20 protein-coding genes are annotated in these 21,588 nt (G+C 72.8%); 7 read left to right on the top strand and 13 right to left on the bottom strand.

Translation table 11 applies throughout. The annotated features are described in order from the left end of the window. Positions 1-4: 4 nt before the first annotated feature. Both KK483_RS22335 and KK483_RS22330 read right to left on the bottom strand, forming a co-directional pair. Positions 5-1,396, bottom strand: coding sequence for an N-acylneuraminate cytidylyltransferase (locus KK483_RS22335; protein WP_262006981.1), 1,392 nt, complete (start codon positions 1,394-1,396; stop codon positions 5-7). Positions 1,397-1,419: 23 nt separating this feature from the next. Beyond that, positions 1,420-2,733, bottom strand: a complete 1,314-nt coding sequence (locus tag KK483_RS22330) for a DUF6716 putative glycosyltransferase (RefSeq protein WP_399014508.1) — start codon at positions 2,731-2,733, stop codon at positions 1,420-1,422. Between the two features lie 187 nt (positions 2,734-2,920). On the opposite strand from KK483_RS22330, the gene KK483_RS22325 reads away from it, so the two are divergent. Beyond that, positions 2,921-3,922 carry a glycosyltransferase family 2 protein gene (locus tag KK483_RS22325; RefSeq protein WP_262006979.1) on the top strand — a complete coding sequence of 334 codons (1,002 nt, stop codon included), beginning with the start codon at positions 2,921-2,923 and terminating at the stop codon, positions 3,920-3,922. Beyond that, on the top strand, positions 3,922-5,295 hold the full coding sequence (locus KK483_RS22320) for an alpha-2,8-polysialyltransferase family protein (RefSeq protein ID WP_262006978.1): 1,374 nt from the start codon (positions 3,922-3,924) through the stop codon (positions 5,293-5,295). Before KK483_RS22325 ends, KK483_RS22320 begins: the two co-directional genes overlap by 1 nt. A 78-nt stretch (positions 5,296-5,373) precedes the next feature. Here the strand turns inward: KK483_RS22320 and leuE are convergent, their stop codons facing one another. Next, positions 5,374-6,039 (bottom strand): leucine efflux protein LeuE, encoded by a 666-nt coding sequence (gene leuE / locus KK483_RS22315; protein ID WP_262006977.1) that lies wholly within the window; start codon positions 6,037-6,039, stop codon positions 5,374-5,376. Between the two features lie 645 nt (positions 6,040-6,684). Beyond that, positions 6,685-7,323, bottom strand: coding sequence for a TetR/AcrR family transcriptional regulator C-terminal domain-containing protein (locus tag KK483_RS22310; protein WP_262006976.1), 639 nt, complete (start codon positions 7,321-7,323; stop codon positions 6,685-6,687). Between the two features lie 37 nt (positions 7,324-7,360). Here KK483_RS22310 and KK483_RS22305 point away from each other — a divergent pair, with 37 nt between their 5' ends. Then, positions 7,361-8,776, top strand: coding sequence for an FAD-dependent monooxygenase (locus KK483_RS22305; RefSeq protein ID WP_262006975.1), 1,416 nt, complete (start codon positions 7,361-7,363; stop codon positions 8,774-8,776). A 13-nt stretch (positions 8,777-8,789) separates the two neighbouring features. On the opposite strand, the gene KK483_RS22300 is transcribed toward KK483_RS22305, so the two are convergent. Together KK483_RS22300 and KK483_RS35535 are read right to left on the bottom strand one after the other, a co-directional pair. Continuing rightward, entirely contained in the window at positions 8,790-10,370 is a 1,581-nt protein-coding gene (locus KK483_RS22300; protein WP_262006973.1) for a methylmalonyl-CoA mutase, read from the bottom strand. A 144-nt stretch (positions 10,371-10,514) separates the two neighbouring features. After that, a complete protein-coding gene (locus KK483_RS35535; protein WP_399014502.1) occupies positions 10,515-10,829 on the bottom strand; it encodes a hypothetical protein in 315 nt (104 codons plus the stop codon). Between KK483_RS35535 and KK483_RS22295 the strand changes: the two genes are divergently transcribed. Further along, positions 10,828-11,448 (top strand): L,D-transpeptidase family protein, encoded by a 621-nt coding sequence (locus KK483_RS22295; RefSeq protein ID WP_399014499.1) that lies wholly within the window; start codon positions 10,828-10,830, stop codon positions 11,446-11,448. The two genes, KK483_RS35535 and KK483_RS22295, sit on opposite strands and share 2 nt — an antisense overlap. 248 nt (positions 11,449-11,696) lie before the next feature. Further along, positions 11,697-11,819: a hypothetical protein gene (locus KK483_RS22290; RefSeq protein WP_262006971.1), complete on the top strand. Its 123-nt coding sequence runs from the start codon at positions 11,697-11,699 to the stop codon at positions 11,817-11,819. Here the strand turns inward: KK483_RS22290 and KK483_RS22285 are convergent. Beyond that, the gene (locus KK483_RS22285) at positions 11,806-12,903 is read right to left on the bottom strand and encodes a hypothetical protein (RefSeq protein ID WP_262006970.1); all 1,098 of its coding nucleotides are present in this window, start codon (positions 12,901-12,903) and stop codon (positions 11,806-11,808) included. The two genes, KK483_RS22290 and KK483_RS22285, sit on opposite strands and share 14 nt — an antisense overlap. Further along, a complete protein-coding gene (locus KK483_RS22280; protein WP_262009636.1) occupies positions 12,903-13,670 on the bottom strand; it encodes an RNA polymerase sigma factor in 768 nt (255 codons plus the stop codon). Before KK483_RS22280 ends, KK483_RS22285 begins: the two co-directional genes overlap by 1 nt. 429 nt (positions 13,671-14,099) lie before the next feature. Here KK483_RS22280 and KK483_RS22275 point away from each other — a divergent pair, with 429 nt between their 5' ends. Beyond that, positions 14,100-16,391 carry an N-acetylmuramoyl-L-alanine amidase gene (locus KK483_RS22275; RefSeq protein WP_262006969.1) on the top strand — a complete coding sequence of 764 codons (2,292 nt, stop codon included), beginning with the start codon at positions 14,100-14,102 and terminating at the stop codon, positions 16,389-16,391. Positions 16,392-16,527: 136 nt separating this feature from the next. Here the strand turns inward: KK483_RS22275 and KK483_RS22270 are convergent, their stop codons facing one another. The 5 genes from KK483_RS22270 to KK483_RS22250 all read right to left on the bottom strand — a co-directional run bounded on the left by KK483_RS22270 (position 16,528) and on the right by KK483_RS22250 (position 20,123). Then, a complete protein-coding gene (locus KK483_RS22270; protein WP_262006968.1) occupies positions 16,528-17,283 on the bottom strand; it encodes a hypothetical protein in 756 nt (251 codons plus the stop codon). After that, a complete protein-coding gene (locus tag KK483_RS22265) occupies positions 17,280-17,882 on the bottom strand; it encodes an RNA polymerase sigma factor (RefSeq protein ID WP_262006967.1) in 603 nt (200 codons plus the stop codon). Before KK483_RS22265 ends, KK483_RS22270 begins: the two co-directional genes overlap by 4 nt. A gap of 55 nt (positions 17,883-17,937) precedes the next feature. Beyond that, positions 17,938-18,372, bottom strand: a complete 435-nt coding sequence (locus KK483_RS22260) for a hypothetical protein (RefSeq protein ID WP_262006966.1) — start codon at positions 18,370-18,372, stop codon at positions 17,938-17,940. 106 nt (positions 18,373-18,478) lie between these two features. Beyond that, entirely contained in the window at positions 18,479-19,156 is a 678-nt protein-coding gene (locus KK483_RS22255) for a GntR family transcriptional regulator (protein WP_262006965.1), read from the bottom strand. After that, positions 19,149-20,123 (bottom strand): ornithine cyclodeaminase family protein, encoded by a 975-nt coding sequence (locus KK483_RS22250; RefSeq protein ID WP_262006964.1) that lies wholly within the window; start codon positions 20,121-20,123, stop codon positions 19,149-19,151. The genes KK483_RS22255 and KK483_RS22250 overlap by 8 nt, the downstream gene beginning before the upstream one ends. 150 nt (positions 20,124-20,273) lie before the next feature. On the opposite strand from KK483_RS22250, the gene KK483_RS22245 reads away from it, so the two are divergent. Continuing rightward, positions 20,274-21,587: an MFS transporter gene (locus KK483_RS22245; protein WP_262006963.1), complete on the top strand. Its 1,314-nt coding sequence runs from the start codon at positions 20,274-20,276 to the stop codon at positions 21,585-21,587. Position 21,588 lies beyond the last annotated feature (1 nt).

Genomic DNA, 21,588 nt, shown 5'->3' with positions numbered 1-21,588 from the left:
TTCCTTACAGGGTCGGGGTGTTGAGGGTGGGACCGAGGAGCCATGCGGCGATCTCACGGATCGCGCCGGCGCCACCTGGGGTGGTGGTGACGGCGCGGGCTGCGGCGCGCACGGAGTCGTGCGCGCTCGCGACGGCAACGGGCCAGCCGACGAGCCCGAAACAGGGGAGGTCGTTGACGTCGTTCCCGGCGTACAGGACCCGCTCGGGCTCGACCGCGTTCTCCTCGCACCACTCCTTGAGGGCGAGGTCCTTGCGGTCGATGCCGTGCAGAACGGGGATGTTGAGCTTCCGGGCGCGCGCGGCGACCACGGGGTTCTGTTCGGTGGAGAGGATCAGCAGCTTCAGACCGGCGCGGCGGAGCGCGGCGATACCAAGGCCGTCCCCGCGGTGCACGGCGACGAGCTCGCGGCCGTCCGAGTCGATCAGGACGCGGTCGTCGGTCTGGGTGCCGTCGAAGTCGAGCACGACGGCGTCGACATCGGACCGCGTGGGCACGGGCGCGGGGTCTCGACCCTCCCCGGTCGGTCCTGCCGGGCTCGCGTGCCCTGGCACGTGCATCTGCGGCGTTGTCGTCGGTCGCCGACTCCCCCGTAGCCCTTCGGGCACGGGAGGTGCCCCCACCGCGTCGACTTCCTCCTCCGTCTTGCAGCTGCACGCACCAGACCCCGCTCGCTCATCCGGCCTGACCGGCCGGGGAGGGTCGAGCAGCGGAGCGAGCGCGCGGGCGCGGGCCAGCTCGTGGTGGTCGTCGATCTCCAGGACGCGGGCCGGGTCGGTCTCCACGAGCGCGGTACGCCCGAAGAAACGGTGCCCGTGCACCCGGAAGCCGGCGGCGTTCATGGCGTACGCGGCGCCGGTCTCCACGAAGTCCTCGGGACGGTCCTGGCGGCGGGGCCGGTAGGACTTGTCGTGGTTGACGCCCTGGGCGTCCTCGGGGCTCTCCGTGACCTCGGAGGTGCGGCGCCAGACGAAGGCGTGGAACGGGGCGACGGTGACGGCCGTGTCCGCGCCGTCCTCGACGACCGCCGACGCGACGCCGTCGACGTCGGCGCTGGTCAGGAACGGGCTGGTGCACTGGACGAGCAGCACCGCCTCGGCCGCGGCGCCGTGGATCGCCTCGTGGGCGTCCATCGCGTGGAGCACCGCGGACTCGCTGGTGGCGGTGTCGCCCGCGATGGCCGGCGGGCGCTGGACGACCTCGGCACCGGCGGCGCGGGCCGCGCCCGCGATCGCGGCGTCGTCGGTGGAGACGACGACGTGGGTGACGAGACGCGATCCGAGGCAGGCGCGCACGGCGCGGGCGACCAGCGGGACGCCGCCGACCTGGGCCAGGTTCTTCGCGGGCACGCCCTTGGAGCCGCCCCTTGCGGGGATCACGGCGAGGACGGTGGACATGGCGGAGGGCTCCTTCGAAGGGGTCACAGTGCGCCCATGCGGCGGATGACGGGGGCGACGCGCTGCACGCCGTGGCGGTACGCGCCGCGCGCCGCCCCCCGCACCGCATCGCGCACCAGTCGGCGCACGCCGGTGGGTTCCTTCTCCACGGCCGCGCCGGGCAGCGGGGTGCCGTCCGCGGCGAGGTGGTGGCGGGCGAGGATGCCGGGCAGATAGCCGGGCGCGGTGGTGGTCGTGTAGTAGGGGGCGACCGGCGGGAGCTCGGGGCGGCCCAGCAGTTCGGCGACCCGCTTGCGCGCCTCGTCGAAAGCCGTGGCGTAGGTGCCGTCGGCGGCGACGCCCTGGCGGGCCAGCCACTCCTCGTCCGGCTGCGGCCGGTGGCCGGCGTCGAGCTGGTCCCAGGAGGCGAGCAGACCCGAGCCGAGGAAGTGGTGGTTGCCGAGCGCCTCGCGCACGCCGAGGTCGGAGAGCACGACCGTCGGGATGCGGCGGTGCAGCGCCTCCAGGGCGGCCGTCGAGGAGACGGTGACCAGCAGGTCGGTGCGGTCGAGGACCTCGCCCATGTGTCCGTAGACGAGGCGGAAGTTGGCCGGCAGCCCGCCGGGGAGCTTGTCCGCCAGCTTCTGGTACGGCAGCTCCTCCAGGTGCGTGGTGTGCTCGCCGGGCTTGGAGCGCAGCTTCAGCAGGATCTCGCGGCCGGGGTGGAGCCGGGCGTGCTCGACGAGCCTGCGCAGCAGGTACGTACGGTCGGCGCGGCTTTCCGGTACGGACGGCTGGGCCGCGAAGACGACGGTGTCGCGGCCCTCCTCCTGCTCGTACGGGGCGCCGCCGAGGAAGGGCAGCGCCGCCTCGGTCACGGCGGAGGCGTCCGCCCCGACGCCCTCGTAGACCGCGCGGAAGCGGTCGGCGTCATGGCGGGAGTTGGCGAGGACGACGTCCGCGCCGTGGCGGAGCAGCAGACCGTCGGCGAGCTTCTCGTAGACGACGCCGACGTAGCCGGTGACCAGCACGGGCCGACGCGGCATACGCAGCGCGGCGAGGCCGTGCAGCATGGCCTGGACGGCGCCGCCGACCAGCGCGAGGACGACGAGGTCGTAGCCCTCGTCACGTATCGCGCGGAGGAATTCGACGCCGGTCACTTCGCGTAGATCGTCCGCTTCCACACCGACTTCGGCGAGCTGGCGGGCGGTGGGGGTGGCTCGGCCGCGCAGGAGGAAGCCGGTGAGCTCGGCTTCGTCCTCGGTGATGCGGCGCGCGGTGAGCGCCCCCCACTTCCACCGGGTGTCGGAGTCGGCGAGCACGGCGACGCGCAGCGCCTGGCTGGTACTTGATGGCACGTCCAGGACGTTAGGAAGGCATTCCGGTTGATGGCCCAACGGGACGGCAACAGATGGTTAACAGCAAGTCGACGATTGGCGAAAGGGCCTATCAGTCGTACCGCTTAACAATTCCGCCGCACCCTGTTCACCTGTCGTCCTCCTTGTCGACAGAGTTCATGGCGCGCCTGCGCCTAACGTCCGGCGGGTGGTCAAGCTCTCCGTCATCGTGCCCTTCTACAACGTCTTGTCCTACGCTCCGGAAACGCTCCGCAGTCTGCGCGCGAACACGCGCGAAGACTTCGAGTTCCTGCTCGTCGACGACTGCTCGACGGACGGAACCGTGGAACTCCTGGAGCAGGCGGAACGGGAGATTCCGGGCACAGTCCTGCTCAGACACGAAAAGAACGGAGGACTGGCCACCGCCCGGAACACCGGACTCGACGCCGCCCGCGGCGCGTACCTGACCTTCCTCGACGGCGACGACTGGCTGGCCCCCGGCCACCTGGAGCGACTGCTCGCCTCGATCGAGGAGCTGGACGTCGACTTCGTCCGTACCGACCATGTCCAGTTCACCGGGCGCTCCCGGGCCATCCACCGCGTCCCGGTCGGCCGGCGCGGCGAGGTGCTGCGGCCGCGCGACGCGATCCTGCCCGCCGACCGCTCGACCTCCGTCGACTACCCGATGGCCTGGGCCGGCATCTACCAGCGGCGCCTGCTCGACCAGGGTCTGCTGCACTTCACGGACGGGCTGCGGACGGCCGAGGACCGGCCGTGGATCTGGCGGCTGCACCGCGAGGCGGAATCCTTCGCGGCGGTGGGCCTGCTCGGTACGTTCTACCGGCGCGGTGTCGCCTCGTCGCTGACCCAGATCGGTGACATCCGCCAGCTCGATTTCATCAGGGCCTTCGACGAGGTACTCGAAGAAACGGCAAAGGACCCGGATGCCGATCAATTGCTGCCCAAGGCCGTGCGCACCTACTGCGCCGTCATTTCCCATCATCTCGGCTCGGTGGAGAGGTTCGAACCGGCAGTGGCCCGGAAATTGCGATCGATGAGTGCGGCGGCCTTGCGCCGTATGCCGCAGGACATTCTGAAGGACGCGGTCGGCTCGATGGACGCCGAGCGGGCGACCCGGCTGCGCCGGGTGCGGCGCAGGCCGCTGGGTGTGCCGGTCCCGTCGGTGGCTTCCGCGGGGGCCGCGGCCTGATGCGTACGACCCAGATCTTCTTCGCCTCCACCCTGTACGGAGCGGCGACGCTCGCCGCGGCGCTCGACAGCGGCTGCTTCGGCCCTGCCGACCGGCGGCTGCTGCTGGTCGCCAACAACGCGGCGAACCCGGAGACCACGCCCGCCCTCGACGCGCTCCCGGGCTTCGAGCGGCTGCGCGGCCGCTTCGACGGCGTGCTGTCCTGGAACGAGACGATCTCCCCGTTCCACCCCGCCGGCTGGCTGCCGCGGCCGGACGACGTCCCGATGTGGGAGCGGTACCTGCGGGCGCTGTGGGGGCTCGGCGACGACCGGCTCGAACTGGCCGTGGAGTCCATCCAGGTCAACCCGTCGCTGGCACTGGCCCAGCTGTTCCCGGACGCGCGGCTCGATGTGTACGCGGACGGGCTGATGAGCTACGGCCCGACCCGCAACAAGATCGACCCGCTGGTCGGCGAGCGGGTGCGGCGGCTGCTCCACCTGGACCTGGTGCCGGGCCTGCGGCCGCTGCTGCTCGGGGAGTTCGGGGCGGAGCCGCGGCTCGTGCCGACGGAGGCGTTCACGAAGGTGGTCGGCGAGCTGGCGCAGGACGCGGGCGAGCTGCCCGGCCCTGCGGACCCGGACGGTGAGCCCCCGGCCCTGCTGCTCGGGCAGTACCTGGCGGCGCTGGAGATCATCAGCGCCGAGGAGGAAGAGGACCTGCACCTGCGGATGGTCCGGGGTGCGGTCGCGCTCGGCCACCGGCGCCTCGTCTTCAAGCCCCACCCGACGGCGCCGGCCGCGTGGTCGCGGGCGCTGGAGCGGGAGGCGGAGAAGCACGGCGCGGAACTGACCGTCCTTGACCGGCCGGTGCTCGCGGAGGTGCTGTACCGGGAGCTCACGCCCGCGCTCGTGGTCGGGTGCTTCTCGACGGCGCTGCTGACGGCGAGCACGTTCTACGGCCTGCCGGTCGCGAAGCTCGGCACCGAGCCGCTGCTGGACCGGCTCACCCCGTACCACAACAGCAACCGCGTCCCCCTCACGATCGTCGACGCGCTCCTGCCCGACCTGGAGGAGGGCGGCTCCGGCGCGGCGGGCGCTCCGGGCGCTCCGGGTACGGCGGTCGCGGCGGGCGCTCCGGTCACGGCGGACGAGGAGCTGTCCGGGCTCGTACAGACCGTGGGATTCGCGATGCAGCCGCAGATCCGCCCGGATCTGCGCGAGGCAGCGGTGTCCTATCTGACGGCCCATCTCTCCGCCCGCACCTGGCGCTACTTCAAGCGCCGGCGCCTGACGGTCCTCGGTCTGCCGGGCGGCATCCCCGTCCCCCGCAACGCGGCGGTCCGCCGCGTTGCCCGCCGCGTCCGCCGCCTCAAGCGGGTGGCCCTGGGCTGACGTCCGGGCCCGGGCCCGGCGTCGCCGGACGCGACCGCCGGGCCCCGATCCACCAGGCGCCGGTCCACCGGGCCCCGGTCAGGTGCTGCTCAGCGACAGCTTCACCGCGAAGCCGAGGAACAGCGCGCCCGCCGCGGACGTGGCCCCCGCCGAGAGCCGCTTACGGCGGCGGAACGCGGACGCCAGATGCGTGCCGGTGAATATCAGCAGCGTGAGATAGAGGACGCTGGCCAGCTGGGCGAGGCTGCCGAGCACGACGAAGGAGAGCGCCGGGTAGGCGTACCCGGGATCGACGAACTGCACGAAGAAGGCGACGAAGAAGAGGATCGCCTTGGGGTTGAAGAGGCTGATCACCAGGGCGCGCCGGAACGGCCGCTCGGCGGCGGCGGGGGCGCCCGTCGCCGCCGCCGTCTCGTCCACGGTGGCCGCGCGCTCGTGGCGGCTGCGCCACATGCCCCACGCGGCCCGCAGCATCCCGATCGCCAGCCAGGTCAGATAGCCCGCACCGGCGAACTTCACGATCCCGAACAGCACGGCGTTCGCCTGGAGCAGCGAGGCCACTCCGGCGGCCGACAGCGTCATCAGGACCGTGTCGCCGCACCACACACCCGCCGCGGCCGTATATCCCGTGCGCACCCCGCGGCGCGCGGCGACGGAGAGCACGTACAGCGAGTTCGGCCCCGGCAGCAGAACGATGAGGACAAGGCCGACCAGGTAGGTCGGCAGATCGGTCACACCCAGCATGGACCGGAGTCTCGCACAGGGGTACGACACTCCGCGCTCGCATTCCACATCCCGAAATCTCCCCCACGCGTACGGGAGACAGCGGCCTGGCGGGGACGCCTGCCGGAGGGCCCGGGACGCGTCCCCGGAACAACACCACCCCGGCGCAGGAGCGCCGTCACGACCACTGGATGCCGCGTCCCCGACGGGGTCCCGGGGCGGAACCCCGGACCCGCACCGGGTGCCGGTCGCCAGCGCCCAACCGCCCGAGACCGAACCCCCGGAGACCAGCCCCCAAGCTGGCACCCCGGAACCAAGCCCGACACCAAGCCACCGACGCCCAACCGCCCGAGACCGAACCCCCGGCGGACCCGCGCCCGGCGCCGAGTCGCCGGCACTCGACCCGCCCCAGACCGAACCCCGGAGACCAGCCCCCAGACTGGAACCCCGGACCCGCGCCCGGTGCCGGTCGCCAGCGCCCAACCGCCCGAAACCGAAACCCCGGAGACCAGCCCCCAAGCTGGCACCCCGGAGCCAAGCCCGACACCAAGCCACCGGCGGAACCGAGCCCGACACCAAGCCGTCGACGCCCGGTCGCCGGAAGCCGCACTCTCCCGGGACGGGGCCCGGGGCCCCGTCCCGGAGGGTCCGGCAGTCACGGGCCGGTTACGGGCGCAGTACCGCCGCGACGCCCGCTACCACCGCCTTGAGCCCGGACTCGAAGCCGGCGTCGTGGCCGCGGAAGAGCTCCTCGCCGGCCGCCGCGGCGAGCGGGTACGCCGCGAGGCGCTCGGCGCGCGCGGCCAGGTCGTAGCCCTCCGCGCCCGTGGCCGGGTCGGGCCCCATCGCCTGCTCCTCGATCACGTAGCCGATCGTGTAGCTGTACGCGGTCAGCCATGCCCGCGCAGCCGCGCCCGGCGTGAAGCCGCGGTCGACCAGCATGCGCAGATGCGCCTCCATCGGTCCGGCGTAGCTCGTGTCCGTGAAGCGCGTACCGCTGTAGACCTTGGCGCCGTCGCGGTAGCGCAGCAGATGCGCCCGCAGTCCGCGCATCGCGTCGGCGAGCCCGTCGCGCCAGTCCGCGGGGCGTTCCTGCGGCAGGTCCGCGTTCATCCGGCGGAGCATCTCCGTCGCCATCTCGTCGAGCAGCGCCTGCTTGTCCTTGAAGTGCCAGTAGAGCGCGGGCGCCTTGACGTCGAGCTCCTTGGCGATGGCCCGGAGGGTCAGCCCTTCCAGGCCCACTTCGTTCAGCAGCCGCAGCGCGGTCTCGGCGACCTTGGCGCGATCGATCTTCGTAGGTCCCACCTTGACAGTTTAACGCCGTTAAGGGCACGCTGAAGCCATGGAACTTAACAGCGTTAAGGAAACCGGCGTGCTGATCGTCGGCGCCGGCCCCACCGGCCTCGCCCTCGCCGTCGACCTCGCCCGCCGCGGCGTCCCCGCCCTCGTCGTGGAGCGGGCGGACGGCCTCTTCCCCGGCTCGCGGGGCAAGGGCATCCAGCCGCGCACGATGGAGGTGTTCGACGACCTCGGGGTCGTCGACGCCGTACGGGCAGCGGGCGGCCCGGCCCCGACCGGGGCGGTCTGGCAGGACGGCAGACGTGTCGGCGAGCACGTGATGTTCGCGCGCATCGAGCCGTCGGAGGCCGAGCCGTACACCGGCCCCTGGCTGCTCCCCCAGTGGCGCACCCAGGAGATCCTGCACGCCCGCCTCACCGAGCTCGGCGGACGCGTCGCCTTCGGCGCCGGGCTCACCCGGCTCGGCCAGGACGCCGACCTGGTGACCGCCGCCCTGTCGGACGGCACCACCGTCCTCGCCCGGTACGCGGTCGCGGCCGACGGCGGCCGCTCCACCGTGCGCGGTCTGCTGGGCATCGGCATGACCGGCGAGACCGTCGACCCGAAGCCGATGCTGGTCGCGGACGTCCGCATCCCGGCGCTCGACCGCGACAACTGGCATGTGTTCCCGCCCGCCGACGGCCATGGCTTCGTCTCCGTCGCACCCCTGCCCGGCACCGACGACTTCCAGCTCGTCGCCCAGTACGCCGACGGGGAGAGCCCCGGCACCTCGGCCGAGGCGGTACGGGCCGTCGTCGCCGCCCGCACCCATCTGACGGCGGATCAGGTCACCGAGGTGCGCTGGGTGTCGGACTTCCGGCCGCGCGCCGCCCTCGCCGACCGGTTCCGCGAGGGCCGCGTCTTCCTCGCCGGGGACGCCGCGCACATCCACTCCCCCGCCGGCGGCCAGGGCCTCAACACCAGCGTGCAGGACGCCTACAACCTGGGCTGGAAGCTCGGCCAGGTGCTGCGCCACGGGGCACCGCCCGCGCTCCTCGACACCTACGAGCAGGAACGGCGGCCCGTCGCGGCCGAGATGCTGGGCCTGTCCACCCGGGTCCACCGCGGCGAGGAGCAGCGCGGCCGCACCACCCAGCAGCTCGGCATCGGCTACCGCGGCGGCCCGCTCTCCACCGGCGCCGCGGGCGCCCTGACGGCGGGCGACCGCGCCCCCGACGGACGCCTCCGGGACGGCTCCCGCCTCTTCGACGCCTTCCGCGGCCCCCACTTCACCCTGCTCGCGGTGGGCACGGACGCCGAACTGCCGCCGGGGCTGCCCGGCCTCGTGCACGTCCACCGCACCGGCCCGTACGAGCCCTACGGCAAGGGCCTCTTCCTGGTCCGACCCGACGGCTACGTGGGCTGGGCGGGCGAGGACGCGACGGGCCTGGTCGACCACCTCGCGCGCGTCACCGGCTGACGCCGCCCATGGCTCAGAAGGCGTCCGCCGGCACGTACGTCCCCCAGACCTCCCGGAGCGCGTCGCACACCTCGCCGACGGTCGCCCGCGCCCGCAGCGCGTCCTTCATCGGGTAGAGCACGTTGTCCGTGCCGGCGGCCGCACGCTTCAGCGCGGCGAGGGCCGCGTCCACCGCCGCCCCGTCGCGTCCGGCGCGCAGCTTCGCCAGCCGCTCCGCCTGCTGGGCCTCGATCGCGGGGTCGACGCGCAGCGGCTCGTACGGCTCCTCCTCGTCGAGGGCGAAGCGGTTGACGCCGACCACGACGCGCTCGCCGCTGTCGGTCTCCTGGGCGATCCGGTAGGCGTTGCGCTCGATCTCGTTCTTCTGGAAGCCCTGTTCGATGGCGCTGACCGCGCCGCCCAGGTCCTCGACCCGCTCCATCAGCTCCAGCGCCGCGGCCTCCACGTCGTCGGTCATCGCCTCCACGACGTACGAACCCGCGAACGGGTCGACGGTCGACGTCACGTCCGTCTCGTAGGCGAGGACCTGCTGGGTCCGCAGCGCCAGCCGGGCGGACTTGTCCGTCGGGAGCGCGATGGCCTCGTCGAAGGAGTTGGTGTGCAGCGACTGGGTGCCGCCGAGGACCGCGGCGAGGCCCTGGACGGCGACGCGGACCAGGTTCACCTCGGGCTGCTGGGCCGTCAGCTGCACGCCCGCGGTCTGGGTGTGGAAGCGCAGCATCATCGACTTGGGGTTCCTCGCCCCGAACTCGTCCCGCATCACCCGCGCCCAGATCCGCCGCGCGGCGCGGAACTTCGCGACCTCCTCCAGGATCGTCGTGCGCGCCACGAAGAAGAAGGACAGCCGGGGGGCGAAGTCGTCCACATCCATGCCCGCCGCTACAGCCGTTCGGACGTACTCGATACCGTCCGCAAGGGTGAAAGCGATCTCCTGCGCCGGGGATGCCCCGGCCTCGGCCATGTGGTACCCGGAGATCGAGATGGTGTTCCACCTCGGGATCTCGGCCTGGCAGTACTTGAAGATGTCGGCGATCAGCCGCAATGACGGCTTCGGCGGGAAGATGTACGTTCCGCGTGCGATGTACTCCTTGAGCACATCGTTCTGGATGGTTCCGGTCAGCTTGTCGGCGGGCACGCCCTGTTCCTCGCCCACCAGCTGGTAGAGCAACAGCAGAAGGGCGGCAGGGGCGTTGATCGTCATCGAGGTGGAGACCTTGTCCAGCGGAATCCCGCCGAACAGGACCCGCATGTCGTCGAGCGAGTCGATCGCGACACCCACCTTGCCGACCTCGCCGTGCGCGATCGGAGCATCGCTGTCGTGGCCCATCTGGGTGGGAAGGTCGAAGGCGACCGAGAGCCCCGTCGTGCCGTGCTCGATCAGTTGACGGTAACGGGCGTTGGACTCGACGGCGGTGCCGAAACCGGCGTACTGGCGCATCGTCCAGGGCCGACCGGTGTACATCGAGGGATACACGCCGCGAGTAAAGGGGTACGAACCCGGTGCCCCCAGCTTCTCGGCCGGTTCCCACCCCTCCAGGGAGTCCGGTCCGTAGACCGGCTCGATGGGCAGACCCGATTCCGACTCGCGCGCCATGTGCTGTGCCTCCCACTGGTTACTCCGTGGTACCCCCATTCGCGACGGACTGTAGCGGCGGGCGTTCGGCGCGTGGAGAGCCGGCCGCTGGGACCTTGCTCACAGGACGCCGTCCTGTTCGCAACCAAACACGGCCGAAAAGCATCAGTACTGACACACACGACGACCCCGGGGGGCACCTATGAACCGTACGTCCGTCTTGCGCAGATCGCTCGTGACCACACTGGCCGTCGCCCTGGCCGCGGGCTGCTCGGCCCAGGCCGTGCAGGACGACGGGACCTCGGGGAAGAACCGCGCCCCGAGCTCCGCGTCCTCCACCTCGCCCGGCGCTTCGGCCGACAGCGTCTCCGACGCCAAGCCGAGCGACCCCGCGTCGCCGTCGGCGTCGGCGTCCGCCTCCCCGCCCGTGTCGCCGACGGCCCCCGGGGCCACGCCGTCGGCGGCGCCGAGGGTGCTCATGGCGGAGGGGACGGAGAACGAGCAGGTACGCGAACTACAGGCGCGGCTGCGGCAGATCGGCTACTTCCACCGCTCGCCCACCGCGTTCTACGGCTCGATGACGGCGAAAGCGGTCGGTGAGTTCCAGGGCAGGCGCGGGCTGCCGGTGACCGGTTCGGTGGACGAGGCCACCTGGGCGGCGCTGCTCGGCATGACGCGCCGGCCGACCGCGGACGAGCTGCGGCCCGCGACCACCAACACGCTGGACAGGCCCGACGCGCGGTGCATGACGGGCCGGGTGCTCTGCATCAGCAAGGAGAGCAGGACGCTCGCCTGGATGATCGACGGCCGGGTCGTCGCCGCGATGGACGTGCGCTTCGGATCGGAGAACACCCCGACCCGCGAAGGCACGTTCGGCGTGGGCTGGAAGGCGCGGAAGTGGACGTCGACGATCTACCACACGCCGATGCCGTACGCGATGTTCTTCAGCGGCGGCCAGGCGGTGCACTACTCGGCGGACTTCGCGGCCCGCGGCTACAGCGGTGCGTCGCACGGCTGCGTCAACGTCCGGGACAAGGCGAAGATCTCGGCGGTCTTCGACCAGGTGCAGGTCGGCGACAAGGTCGTCGTCCACTGGTGAGCACCGGCGGCAGCGGGAGAGAGAGTGGCGCGGGCGGGACCGGGGGAACGTGTCCCGCCCGCGCCATGTGCGCCGAGCCGTAGGTACGGGGGGAACCCCGGCTCAGGCGCGGCCGATGACCAGTCGGCTCACTTCTTACTGCGCCGTAGCGCCGAAAAACGTCACACCTGGCCGGAAGTTTTTCCAGCAAGGAGGAAAACCGCAGGTCAGGGTGGGTGCGTAAAAGTCTGCGCGCCCTCTTAACGGCCGTGAAGAGGGCCGTCGTCACGGCAGAGTTCGAGGCCGGGTTCGAGGCCGGGTTCGAGGCCGGGTTCGAGGCCGGGTTCGAGGCGGCGCGGCGAGTCGGTCGGGGCGCCGTCAGCGAGGCGTGAGCGGCGAGGGCACCGTCAGCGAGACGGACGCCGGACCGAGCAGCGGCGTCAGCGGGCGGTCCGGAACGACGGGCAGCACGGGCAGCACCGGACGGACGGGGCTCAGCGGAAAGCCGGGGCCTGCGGCAGCGCCCCAGTCACCACCGTCACCGTCGCCGTCACCGCTGTTGTCACCACCGCTGCCGCCACTGCCGTCTCCGTCACCGCCGCCGCTGCCGTCGTGGTCACCGCCGCCGTCCGCGCCGTCGCCGTCCGAGCGGTCGTCGCCCGAGCCGTCGCCGGAGAGCAGCCGGTCGCAGAACCGCTTGATCCGCTCCGGGCCGTTGGCCGCGGACTCCAGTTTGCGCCTGCGCTCCTCGTCGAGCCGCCCGCTGCGGTAGTCGCGGCAGGCGTCGAGGGTCCTGCGGTACCGGTCACCGCTCCCGTAGCGGTCCCATGTGCCGTCGCCGCTCTTCTCGTCGCCACGCGCGTCGCCGCCGCCGGCCGTGTCGGCCGGGCCCGAGCCGCCCGTCGCCCCGGTGGCACCGCTGGACGGGGACGCCGGCGGGCTGCCCGTACCGCTCGGCGGCGCGGCCGGGGTCGTCGCCCCGTCAGGACCCGTCGGTGAGCCGGAGGCCGGCGGTCCCGGCGTGGCGGCGGCCGATACGGAGGCGGCGGGCGACGGGTCGCGGTCGTCGCCGAAGGGCGCGGGCAGCACTCCGGTCCCCGCGGCGACGGCCACGCCGCCCACCGCGATCCCGGCCAGCGAGGCGGCCAGTCCCCAGCGCATGGTCCGGCCCCAGCGGGGCCGGTCGGCCGGGGGTGACGGGGGCACAGCGGCCGCGAGCCGTACGGTCGTCGGCAGCAGCTCGTCCGCGCCGCCGTCGCGTGCTTTGCGGAAGGCCGCGAGCGCGGCCTCCTCACCGCGCAGCGGCTCGGCGGCCGGAGCCGCCGCCGCGCCCGGTGTCCGTACGGAATCCAGCGCGTCGGCGAGCCGGCGGGCGGAACGGCGGTGTGCGTGATCGCCGACGGCCCCGACCTGTTCGCCGCGCAGCAGTCGCTCCGCCACCTCCGGGTCGAGCCATTCGCACCGCTCGTCGGCCATCACATGTCCTTCTGCGTCCGCAGACGCGAATGCGTCACACCGGCCGAGCGCGCCGCGCCGGGGCGGGGGCCGCGCTGCGGCGGTACGGCACCGAGTCCCGGGCCCCGCCCAAGGCTCCCGGGCTCGCCGCGGCCCAGGTGACCGCCCTGGCCGGAACCGTGATCGGGGCCCTGGCCGGGGTCGTGACCGGGACCGTGTTCGCCACTGTGATCACCGTGATCGTCGCCGAGCAGTTCGGCGAGCCGCTTCAGCCCCCGGTGCGCCGCGGTGCGTACGGCGCCGGGCCGCTTGCCCAGGGTCTTCGCGGCGCTCTTCGCGTCGAGCCCGACGACCACGCGGAGCACGACGGCCTCGGCCTGGTCCTGCGGCAGTTGGGCGATGAGCTCCATGGTGTGGCCGGTGGCGAGGGCTTCCATCGCCTCGTCGGCGGTGTCGGACTCGGCGGGCTTCCCGGTGAGTTCGGTCTCGTCGCCGCCGATGGCGGGGCGCCGGCCGCGCATCCGGATGTGGTCAAGCGCACGGTTGCGGGCGATGCGCGCCGCCCAGCCGCGGAAGCGGTCCGCGTCCCCGCTGAAGCGTTCCAGGTCCCGCGCGATCTGCAGCCAGGACTCGGACGCCACGTCCTCGGCGTCCGCCTCGCCGACCAGCGTGCGTATGTAGCCGAGCAGCCGCGGGTGCACGGCGCGGTACACAGTCCGGAAAGCGTCTTCGCTCCCGTCCTGAGCCGCGAGCACCGCGGCGGTCAGCTCCGCGTCGTCCCCCAGCACTCCCACTACCCGTTCGTCATCGCGGCTGGTCACAACCCCCGCACGCGCCATCGCGCAGAAGCACGCTACGTGGCTACCGCTGCGTACGTCCATGTCTTGTACAACTTGCAACATTCTGCCGATGCCGCCTGTGTGACAGAAAACGCACCCACGGCGCTGAGAGAAGTACGGGGCCGCTCAGCGGCCCCGGCGGACGACGACCGGGGCCTCTCCTGTGGGGGGTGGCGGCCCCGGTCGTCCTTTCCGGACCTCCCCGTGGCGACTCTGGCGACTCTTCGCGATTCGCGAGCCATGACGCCTCCGGCGACACGTGACCGCCCGTCAGGAGAGCGGGCGTGACGTATCGCGGCGGCTGTGCGCTGGGGTAGGTGCTCAACCTGTGCAGCATCCACCCCAGACCACCGCGAACCTAGGGATTACGTACCGGTCATGAGATCTCGTCGAATATGGGTCACGGCTGCCACCGTGGTGGCCGGGCTCACCGGAGTCCTCCTCTTTCAGGGGGTGACCGGCCAGCCGTCGGCGGACGCCGGCTCGGACGTCAAGTCCGGTCCCGTCAAGGCCGATTCCCGGACATCCACCCTGAAAATGGAGGCCGGCGGACGCAGGGCCTCGCTCGCCCAGAGCGACACCGAGCCCTTCAGCATGCTCGGCGTGACGTGGACCGACCCGGCCGCCCGGGTCACCGGCACCGTCGAGGCGCGCGCCCGCGCGGCCGGCTCCGGCAAGTGGTCGGACTGGCTGAAGCTGGACGGCGACGGCGGCCTCGGCGAGAGCTCGGCCGGGCGGGGCGGGACCGAGCCCGCCTGGGTGGGCCCGTCCGACGGTGTGGAGGTACGGGTCACGGCCGGCAGTACGACCTCGTCCCGGCTCCCCGCCGGGCTGCGCCTCGACATGATCGACCCCGGCGACGGCGGTGCGGGCTCAGGCGGTGTCTCCACGGCCATGGAGCCCGCCGCGTTCGCCGCGGAGACCCTTGCCCCGGCGACCGAATCGGCCTCCCCCGCACCGGAGGACACGACATCGGCACCCGTCTCGCCGACCCCGACCGCGGAACCGACCGACGTCCCGTCGGACCCGCCCTCGACGGAGCCCACGCCCACGCAGAGCACGGCACCGAGCGAGTCGGCCTCCCCGTCCGCCCCGTCCTCCGCCTCGCCGACCCCGACGGCCACGGTCCCGACGGCTCCGCCGTCGACCGTCCCTCGCCCGCCGGTCACCTCGCGGGCGGGCTGGGGCGCGGACGAGTCCATCAGCCCGGAGACACCGGAGTACCTCCCCGGCGGGAAGATCAAGGCCGTCGTGGTCCACCACACCGCCGAGAGCAACACCTACACCTGCGCGGACGCCCCGGCCGTCGTGCGCGGCGTGTACACGTACCACGTGAAGCAGCTCGGATGGAAAGACATCGGCTACAACTTCCTCGTCGACAAGTGCGGCACGGTCTACGAGGGCCGCAAGGGCGGCGTCGACCTGCCCGTGCTCGGCGCGCACGCCTACGGCTTCAACACCGAGACGACCGGTATCTCCGTCCTCGGCACATACACGGACGCCGCGCCGACCACGGCCGCGATGACCTCCGTGGCCCGTATCGCGGCCTGGAAGCTCGGCCAGTACGGCGTCAGCCCGACCGGGACGGCGACACTGACGGCGGGTGCCGCCGGGCAGAACCTCTTCGGGCAGACGTGGGCGCAGGGCGCGCAGCGGACGCTGCCCGCCATCCACGGCCACCGCGACGGATACAACACGCAGTGCCCGGGCACCGCCTTCTACAACCAGCTCGGCACCATCCGCAGCTGGGCCGCCGGCCCGGTCACCGGACTCACCGTCAAGTCCGTGACGGGCGGCGGTGTCTCCGGCTCCACGTACTACACGAAGGCGGGCATCACCGTCGGCTGGTCGGCCTCGACCCCGGCCGCGCTGATCGGCAGGTACGAGCTCCTCGTCGACGGCAAGGTCGCGGCGACCGCCGCGGGCTCGGCCACCTCCGCCAAGGCCACCCTGGCCGCCGGCACGCACAAGGTGGCGGTCCGGGCGGTCCACCAGTCCGGCAGCACGGCCACCTCCGCGGCCGCCACCGTCGTCGCCGAGACCACCGCCCCGGCCTTCACGACGAAGCCGTCGCTCGCGCTGCGCACGGGCACGGTGAACACCACGGCCGTGCCGCTCACGCTCTCCTGGAAGGCGAGCGACAGCGCGGCGCTGAAGGAAGTGCGCCTGACCGCTCCGGTCGCCAGGACGTACGGCCCCACGGTGACGAGCGCCGCCCACACCGCCAAGTCCGGTGTGGCCACGGCCTGGAACATGACGGCGTACGACCAGGCCGGCAACACCGCCGCCGCGTCGGTCTCCGGAACGCCGGTGATCCTCCAGGAGACCTCCGCGGTCCGGTCCGGTACCTGGACCGCCCGGTCCTCGACCAGCTACCTCGGAGGCAAGTCCTACTCCAGCACGGCCAAGAACGCCTCCCTGACATGGACGTTCACGGGCAGGTCGGCGGCGTGGGTCGTCTCCCGCGCCTCGACGTCGGGTCAGGCGTACGTGTACGTGGACGGGGTGAAGGCGGCGACGCTGGACCTCAGGTCCTCCACGACCAAGTACCGCGACGCGATCTGGACGAGGACGTGGAGCACGTCCGCGAAGCACACGGTCAAGATCGTGGTCGTCGGCACGTCCGGGCGCCCGACGGTGACCACGGACGGTCTCGTCTACCTGAAGTGACACCCGCAGACGGCTGTCGCGTGCCTGACGTGACAGCCGTCCGACGTCGCGTGCCTGACGTGACAGTCGTCTGCGGCGCCGCCGCTCACCCGTCCGACGGGTGAGCGGCGGCGCCGCTGTGGTGTGCGGTGCGGCGTCAGCGCTCGCCCTTCGGGCCCTGGCCGGTCGCCGGCTCCGGGTACGCGCGCCCCTGTTCCTTGTCCGGTGCCGTCCCCGACTCGCCGGCCGGCTCCTTGTCCGGTTGCCCTGCCGGCTCCTTGGGGTCCTGCGGCCCCCTCTCGTCGAGCAGGTGCTCGCAGTAGGTCCGTACGCCCTGCGGACCACCCGCCGCGGCCTCCAGCCGCTCCGTGGACTGCCCTGTGGGAGGTACGCCCCTGCGGTCCAGCGCGGCGAGATAGACCCGGCACTGGGCGGCATCACCCGCGGCTGCGCCGGGGAGCGAGGGCCCCACGCCGCCGGCCGGCGGCGCCGTGGACCCTGCCGGGATCCCCGGCTCCCGCTCCGGCGCCGGCTCCCCCTGCCGCGTGCCACCGGGCGCCGCGGAGGAACTCCGCGGCGCGCCCGGCTCGTTCCCGTCCCCGAACGGTGTGGGGATCACACCACTGCCCGCCGCGACCGCCACCCCGCCGACCGCGCCCACGACGACCCCCGCGAGCAGCCCCTTGACGAGTGCGGACCGGGCGCGCCGTACGGAGGCGGGCCGCCAGTCGTCGCGCCGGCGCCTGCGCCACCACGGCACCGGCGCCGTGTGCCGCCCTTCGTCCCGTGCCGCGCGGAAGGCCGCCAGCGCGCGCTCCTGTGCGGCCGGGGCGGGCGTGCCGCCGCCACGGCGTGCCGCTTCGAGGAGCGCTTCGAGCTCCGGGGTGCGGGGCTCTTCCGGTTCCGGTGTCATCGCTCTCCTCCCGGCTCACGCTGCGCTGCGGGCGTCTCGCCGCCCGGAACTCCGCTCTGGGCCACTCGCCCCGCCAGTCTCCTGAGTCCGCGGTGCACCGCGGACCGTACGGCCCCGGGCCGCTTCCCCAGCACCCGCCCGGCCGCCGGACCGTCGAGCCCGACGACCACCTTCAGCAGGACGGCCTCGGCCTGCTCGCGCGGCAGGCTCCCGATCAGCGCCAGCGCCTGCTCGGTGGAGAGGGACTCCATCGCCGCGGCCGCCGTGTCGTCGGGGTGCGGAAGCTCCAGCAGGTCCTGTTCGACGAGCGAGGGTCGCGGGCGCCGCTGCTGTCTGCGCAGATGGTCCAGGGCCCGGTGGCGGGCTATCGTCGCCGCCCAGCCGCGGAAACCCGCCCCGTCCCCGCGGAAGCGCCCGAGGTCGCGGGCGATCTCCAGCCAGGCATCGGACGCCACGTCCTCGGCGTCGTCGCCGACGAGCCCGCGCAGAAGGCCGAGGAGACCGGGCTGCACCAGGCGATAGGCGCGCGCGAACGCGTCCTCGTCACCCTGCTGGGCCCGCTCGACGGCTGCGCCGAGCTCGGCGTCGTACGCCCCCACTTCTCCCTCTTCGCAACGACCGGACGGCGCCCGGCACCTCACACATCACGGCGACTCAGCAGGACACCGTCCTCCGGGCCCTGCCGTGGAGCAGAAGATAGAGCCGCTGCACGGACTCCTCGTCCGAGCCCGCCTCGAACCGGTTGACCACCTTACCCAGCGGGTTCCAGGCCCGGCCGTCGGGCATCCTGACCCCCACCGGCTGCCCGAAGAACGCGCGCTGCTCGGCGTCGAAGTCCACCCACCGGCCGCCGGCCCGGCGCACGATCACCTCGCCGGCGTACGCCCCGAGGCCGCTGAGCACCTCCTCGACCTGCGCCCGCTCCGGCTCGTTGCGGCGCAGCCCGTCGACCACGAAGTCGACGATGCGCAGGCTGGCGACGGAGTAGTCGAGCGGCAGCCGGTTCCGCTCGGTGAGCTGTGCGACGAATCGGGCGACGTACGCGCGCATGTCCCGCGCGCCGGGCAGTGTGCCGAAGTCCCTGTCCATGTCTGACCAAGCGACGGGGATGTCGGGACCGTCACGGCTTGTGCGCGTGCCCGTTCTCACACCACGGATTTCTTCCGTCCGTACAACCTTCGACGCCGCTCGGGCGTCAGTCGCGCTTCGCCGCCCAGATTCCCCGCACATGTCCGATGTGCCGCCGCATGAGCGCCTCCGCTCCCGCCGCGTCACGGGCCTCGACGAGGTCGAGGAGTACGGAGTGCTCGCGCGCCGAGGGGAGGAGCGCGTCCGTCTCGGCGAGCTGCTTGGCGCCGTAGATCCGGGATCTGGACCGCAGCGACCGCACGGTCTCCACGATCTGCTCGTTGCCGTCGAGCGCGAGCAGCGCGAGGTGGAACTCGAGGTCGATGGCGGCGTGGGCGATCAGATCGCGGCGCGCGGCGGCTTCCTCGATGCCCGCGGCCAGCGGCCGCAGCCGCGCGATGTCCGCGGCGTCGACGCCCGCCTCCGCGAGCCGCCGCACGACGGGCACCTCGATGAGCGCCCGCAGGTCAGCGAGGTCGTCGAGCTCCTTCTCCGAGAGCTCCACCACCCGGAAGCCCTTGTTGCGCAGGGGCTCGACGAGACCGTCCTTGGCGAGATCGACCATCGCCTCGCGGACGGGGGTCGGCGAGACGCCGAACTGCGCCGCGAGGCTGGGCGCCGAATAGACGACGCCGGGCCGCAGATCACCGGAGATGACCGCGCCCCGCAGGGTCTGGACGATCTCGTCCCGCAGACTGCGCCGGCCGTGGAGCGAGGGCAGCGCGGGCGCGTTGTGGTCATTCACCACCGTCCGGACCCCCTCTCCCGCCTCCCGTCCCGGCGACCGCCTCGTACGCGGCGCCGGCGACGACGAGATCCTCCCACGCCATGCCGACGCTCTTGAAAAGCCGGGGGCGGGACCGGTCGACCACCGCCGTGCCGCGGACCAGGGCGGCGAGGGTCACCAGCGTCTCGGGATTCAGCACGCCCGCGCGGACGGGCTGGATGATGTCGCCGGCCTCGCGGAGCGCCGCCGTGCGCGCCTCGACGACCACCGTCGAACGGCGCACGGCCGCGTCGTCCACCTCGCGGGCGTCGGGCTCGTGGGAGCCGACGGCGGTGACGGTCGCGTGCGGGGGCAGGATCGCGCCGTCGAACAGCGGCGTACGGGCACTGGTGCAGCACGCGACGACGTCCGCGTCGGCCACCGCCCGCGGCCCGCCCTCCACCACGGTCAGCGCCGAGTCCTCGTACGCCTGGAGGAAGGACCGCAGGCGTACGGGGTCGCGACCCACGACGGTGAGGTGGCGGAGGGGGCGGACGGCGCGGAGCGCCTCCACGTGGCTGTGCGCCTGCGGGCCGGTGCCGAAGACGACGAGGCGTTCGGCGCCGGGGTCGGCGAGCAGGTCCGCGGCCGCCGCGGAGACCGCCGCGGTGCGGATCGCGGTCAGGGCGACGCCGTCGAGAACGGCCAGCGGGGTGAGGGTCTCCGCGTCAAGGAGCAGGTAGTTCCCCTGGATGCGGGGGCGCCCCAGGCCCGGATTGGCCGGTGCCACGGACGCGATCTTGACGCCGGCGTAGTGCCGTGACTGGGAGGGCATCAGGAGCAGTTGGCCGTGCTCGACCGGCACCACGGAGCGGGCGGGGTCGGTCTCCGGGTCGAGCCCTTCGCGCAACGCGCCCTGGAGGGCGGCGATCGCGGTGGGCATCGGTACGGCGGCGCGGACCTCGTCGGCCCCGATCATGACGGTCGCCGTCTCTTGGCCGGCCATGCGCTCCTCCACAGGACTCCTCGGGGATCTGTCCGGGGCCGGGGCCGGGCAGGCCCGGACCCTTCCTCAGTAAAATGTTACATGGTACGTTCCGCCGATGTTACGGAGCGGATCCTCCGCATCCACCAAGACCATCGGGAGGTACCGACCATGACCGCGGCGACGCACCCCGCACCACGCCAGGCCCGCAAGGTCCTGCTGTCGAGCCTCATCGGCAGCACCGTCGAGTGGTACGAGTTCTTCATCTACGGCACGGCCGCCTCACTCGTCTTCGACGACTGGTTCTTCCCGGGCTTCGATCCGCTCGTGTCCACCCTGCTCTCGCTGTCCACCTTCGCCATCGCCTTCGTCGCGCGCCCGGTCGGCGGCGTCGTCTTCGGCCACTTCGGCGACCGCCTCGGACGCAAGTCGATGCTCGTGCTCACCCTGACCCTGATGGGCGCCGCCACCTTCGCCATCGGCCTGCTGCCCACGTACGAGCAGATAGGCGTCGCGGCACCGCTGCTCCTCGTGCTCGTCCGCCTCGTCCAGGGCTTCTCGCTCGGCGGCGAGTACGGCGGCGCCGTGCTGATGAGCGTCGAGCACGCCGACCCGCGCCGCCGCGGCCTGTACGGAGCGGTCGTCAACACCGGAACGGGCTGGGGACTTCTCCTCGCCAACCTGCTCTTCCTCGCCGTGACCCAACTCCCCGACGACGACTTCCGCTCCTGGGGCTGGCGCATCCCGTTCCTGCTCAGCGCCGTGCTGGTCGGGCTCGGCCTCTTCATCCGCCTCAAGGTGACGGAAAGCCCCGACTTCGACGCGGCCAAGCGCGCCGGAGAGGTCCACCGGGCACCGGCGATCGAGGTGCTGCGCCGCCACAGCGCCCCCGTGGCCCTCATGGCCGTCGCCTACCTCGCCACCGGAGTCACCTTCTACGTGGGCACGGTCTTCTCCCTGAGCTACGGCACCGAGTTCATCGGCGTGAGCAAGGACGCGATGCTCGGACTCGTCCTCGCCGGCACGGCGCTCACCATCGTCGCCATCCCGCTCTTCGGCCGCTGGTCCGACCGCATCGGCCGCAAGGGCCTCTTCCTCGCCGGCGTCGCGGGCATGGCCGTGCTGCCGTACGCGTGGTTCGCGTCCCTGGACAGCGGCAGCACCGCGCTCATGCTGCTCGGGTTCCTCGTCCTGTTCACCGCGTGGTCCGCGACGTACGCGGCGATGCCCACGTTCTTCGCCCACGCGATCCCCGTCGACGTGCGCTACACCGGCCTGTCGATCGGCTACACGCTGGGCACCGTCCTGGGCGGCGGGTTCGCCCCGATGATCGCGACCTATCTGCTCGACCGTACCGACGACTGGACGGCCATCGCCGTGTACATGAGCGCCGCCGGGGTGCTGTCCTTCGTGGCCGCGCTCATCCTGAAGGAGCGCCAGGAGGCGCCGGTGACGGAGGAGAGGGCCGCCGCGGTGTTCCGGTGAC

Origin of the sequence: Streptomyces sp. FIT100, from assembly GCF_024584805.1 — a bacterium.
Classification (GTDB): domain Bacteria; phylum Actinomycetota; class Actinomycetes; order Streptomycetales; family Streptomycetaceae; genus Streptomyces.
The sequence above is the reverse complement of the archived record's forward strand: the minus strand, read 5'-3'. Positions and strand labels throughout refer to the sequence as shown.

What these genes read in the sequence shown, in the direction of transcription:
- KK483_RS22285 (WP_262006970.1), bottom strand. Translation starts at nt 12,903, where the DNA reads ATGGCCGACGAGCGGTGCGAATGGCTCGACCCGGAGGTGGCGGAGCGA.
- KK483_RS22270 (WP_262006968.1), bottom strand. Translation starts at nt 17,283, where the DNA reads ATGACACCGGAACCGGAAGAGCCCCGCACCCCGGAGCTCGAAGCGCTC.
- KK483_RS22320 (WP_262006978.1), top strand. Translation starts at nt 3,922, where the DNA reads ATGCGTACGACCCAGATCTTCTTCGCCTCCACCCTGTACGGAGCGGCG.
- KK483_RS22245 (WP_262006963.1), top strand. Translation starts at nt 20,274, where the DNA reads ATGACCGCGGCGACGCACCCCGCACCACGCCAGGCCCGCAAGGTCCTG.
- KK483_RS22295 (WP_399014499.1), top strand. Translation starts at nt 10,828, where the DNA reads ATGGCGGAGGGGACGGAGAACGAGCAGGTACGCGAACTACAGGCGCGG.
- KK483_RS22305 (WP_262006975.1), top strand. Translation starts at nt 7,361, where the DNA reads ATGGAACTTAACAGCGTTAAGGAAACCGGCGTGCTGATCGTCGGCGCC.
- leuE (WP_262006977.1), bottom strand. Translation starts at nt 6,039, where the DNA reads ATGCTGGGTGTGACCGATCTGCCGACCTACCTGGTCGGCCTTGTCCTC.
- KK483_RS22250 (WP_262006964.1), bottom strand. Translation starts at nt 20,123, where the DNA reads ATGGCCGGCCAAGAGACGGCGACCGTCATGATCGGGGCCGACGAGGTC.
- KK483_RS35535 (WP_399014502.1), bottom strand. Translation starts at nt 10,829, where the DNA reads ATGAGCACCCTCGGCGCCGCCGACGGCGTGGCCCCGGGGGCCGTCGGC.
- KK483_RS22335 (WP_262006981.1), bottom strand. Translation starts at nt 1,396, where the DNA reads ATGTCCACCGTCCTCGCCGTGATCCCCGCAAGGGGCGGCTCCAAGGGC.
- KK483_RS22300 (WP_262006973.1), bottom strand. Translation starts at nt 10,370, where the DNA reads ATGGCGCGCGAGTCGGAATCGGGTCTGCCCATCGAGCCGGTCTACGGA.
- KK483_RS22275 (WP_262006969.1), top strand. Translation starts at nt 14,100, where the DNA reads ATGAGATCTCGTCGAATATGGGTCACGGCTGCCACCGTGGTGGCCGGG.
- KK483_RS22260 (WP_262006966.1), bottom strand. Translation starts at nt 18,372, where the DNA reads ATGGACAGGGACTTCGGCACACTGCCCGGCGCGCGGGACATGCGCGCG.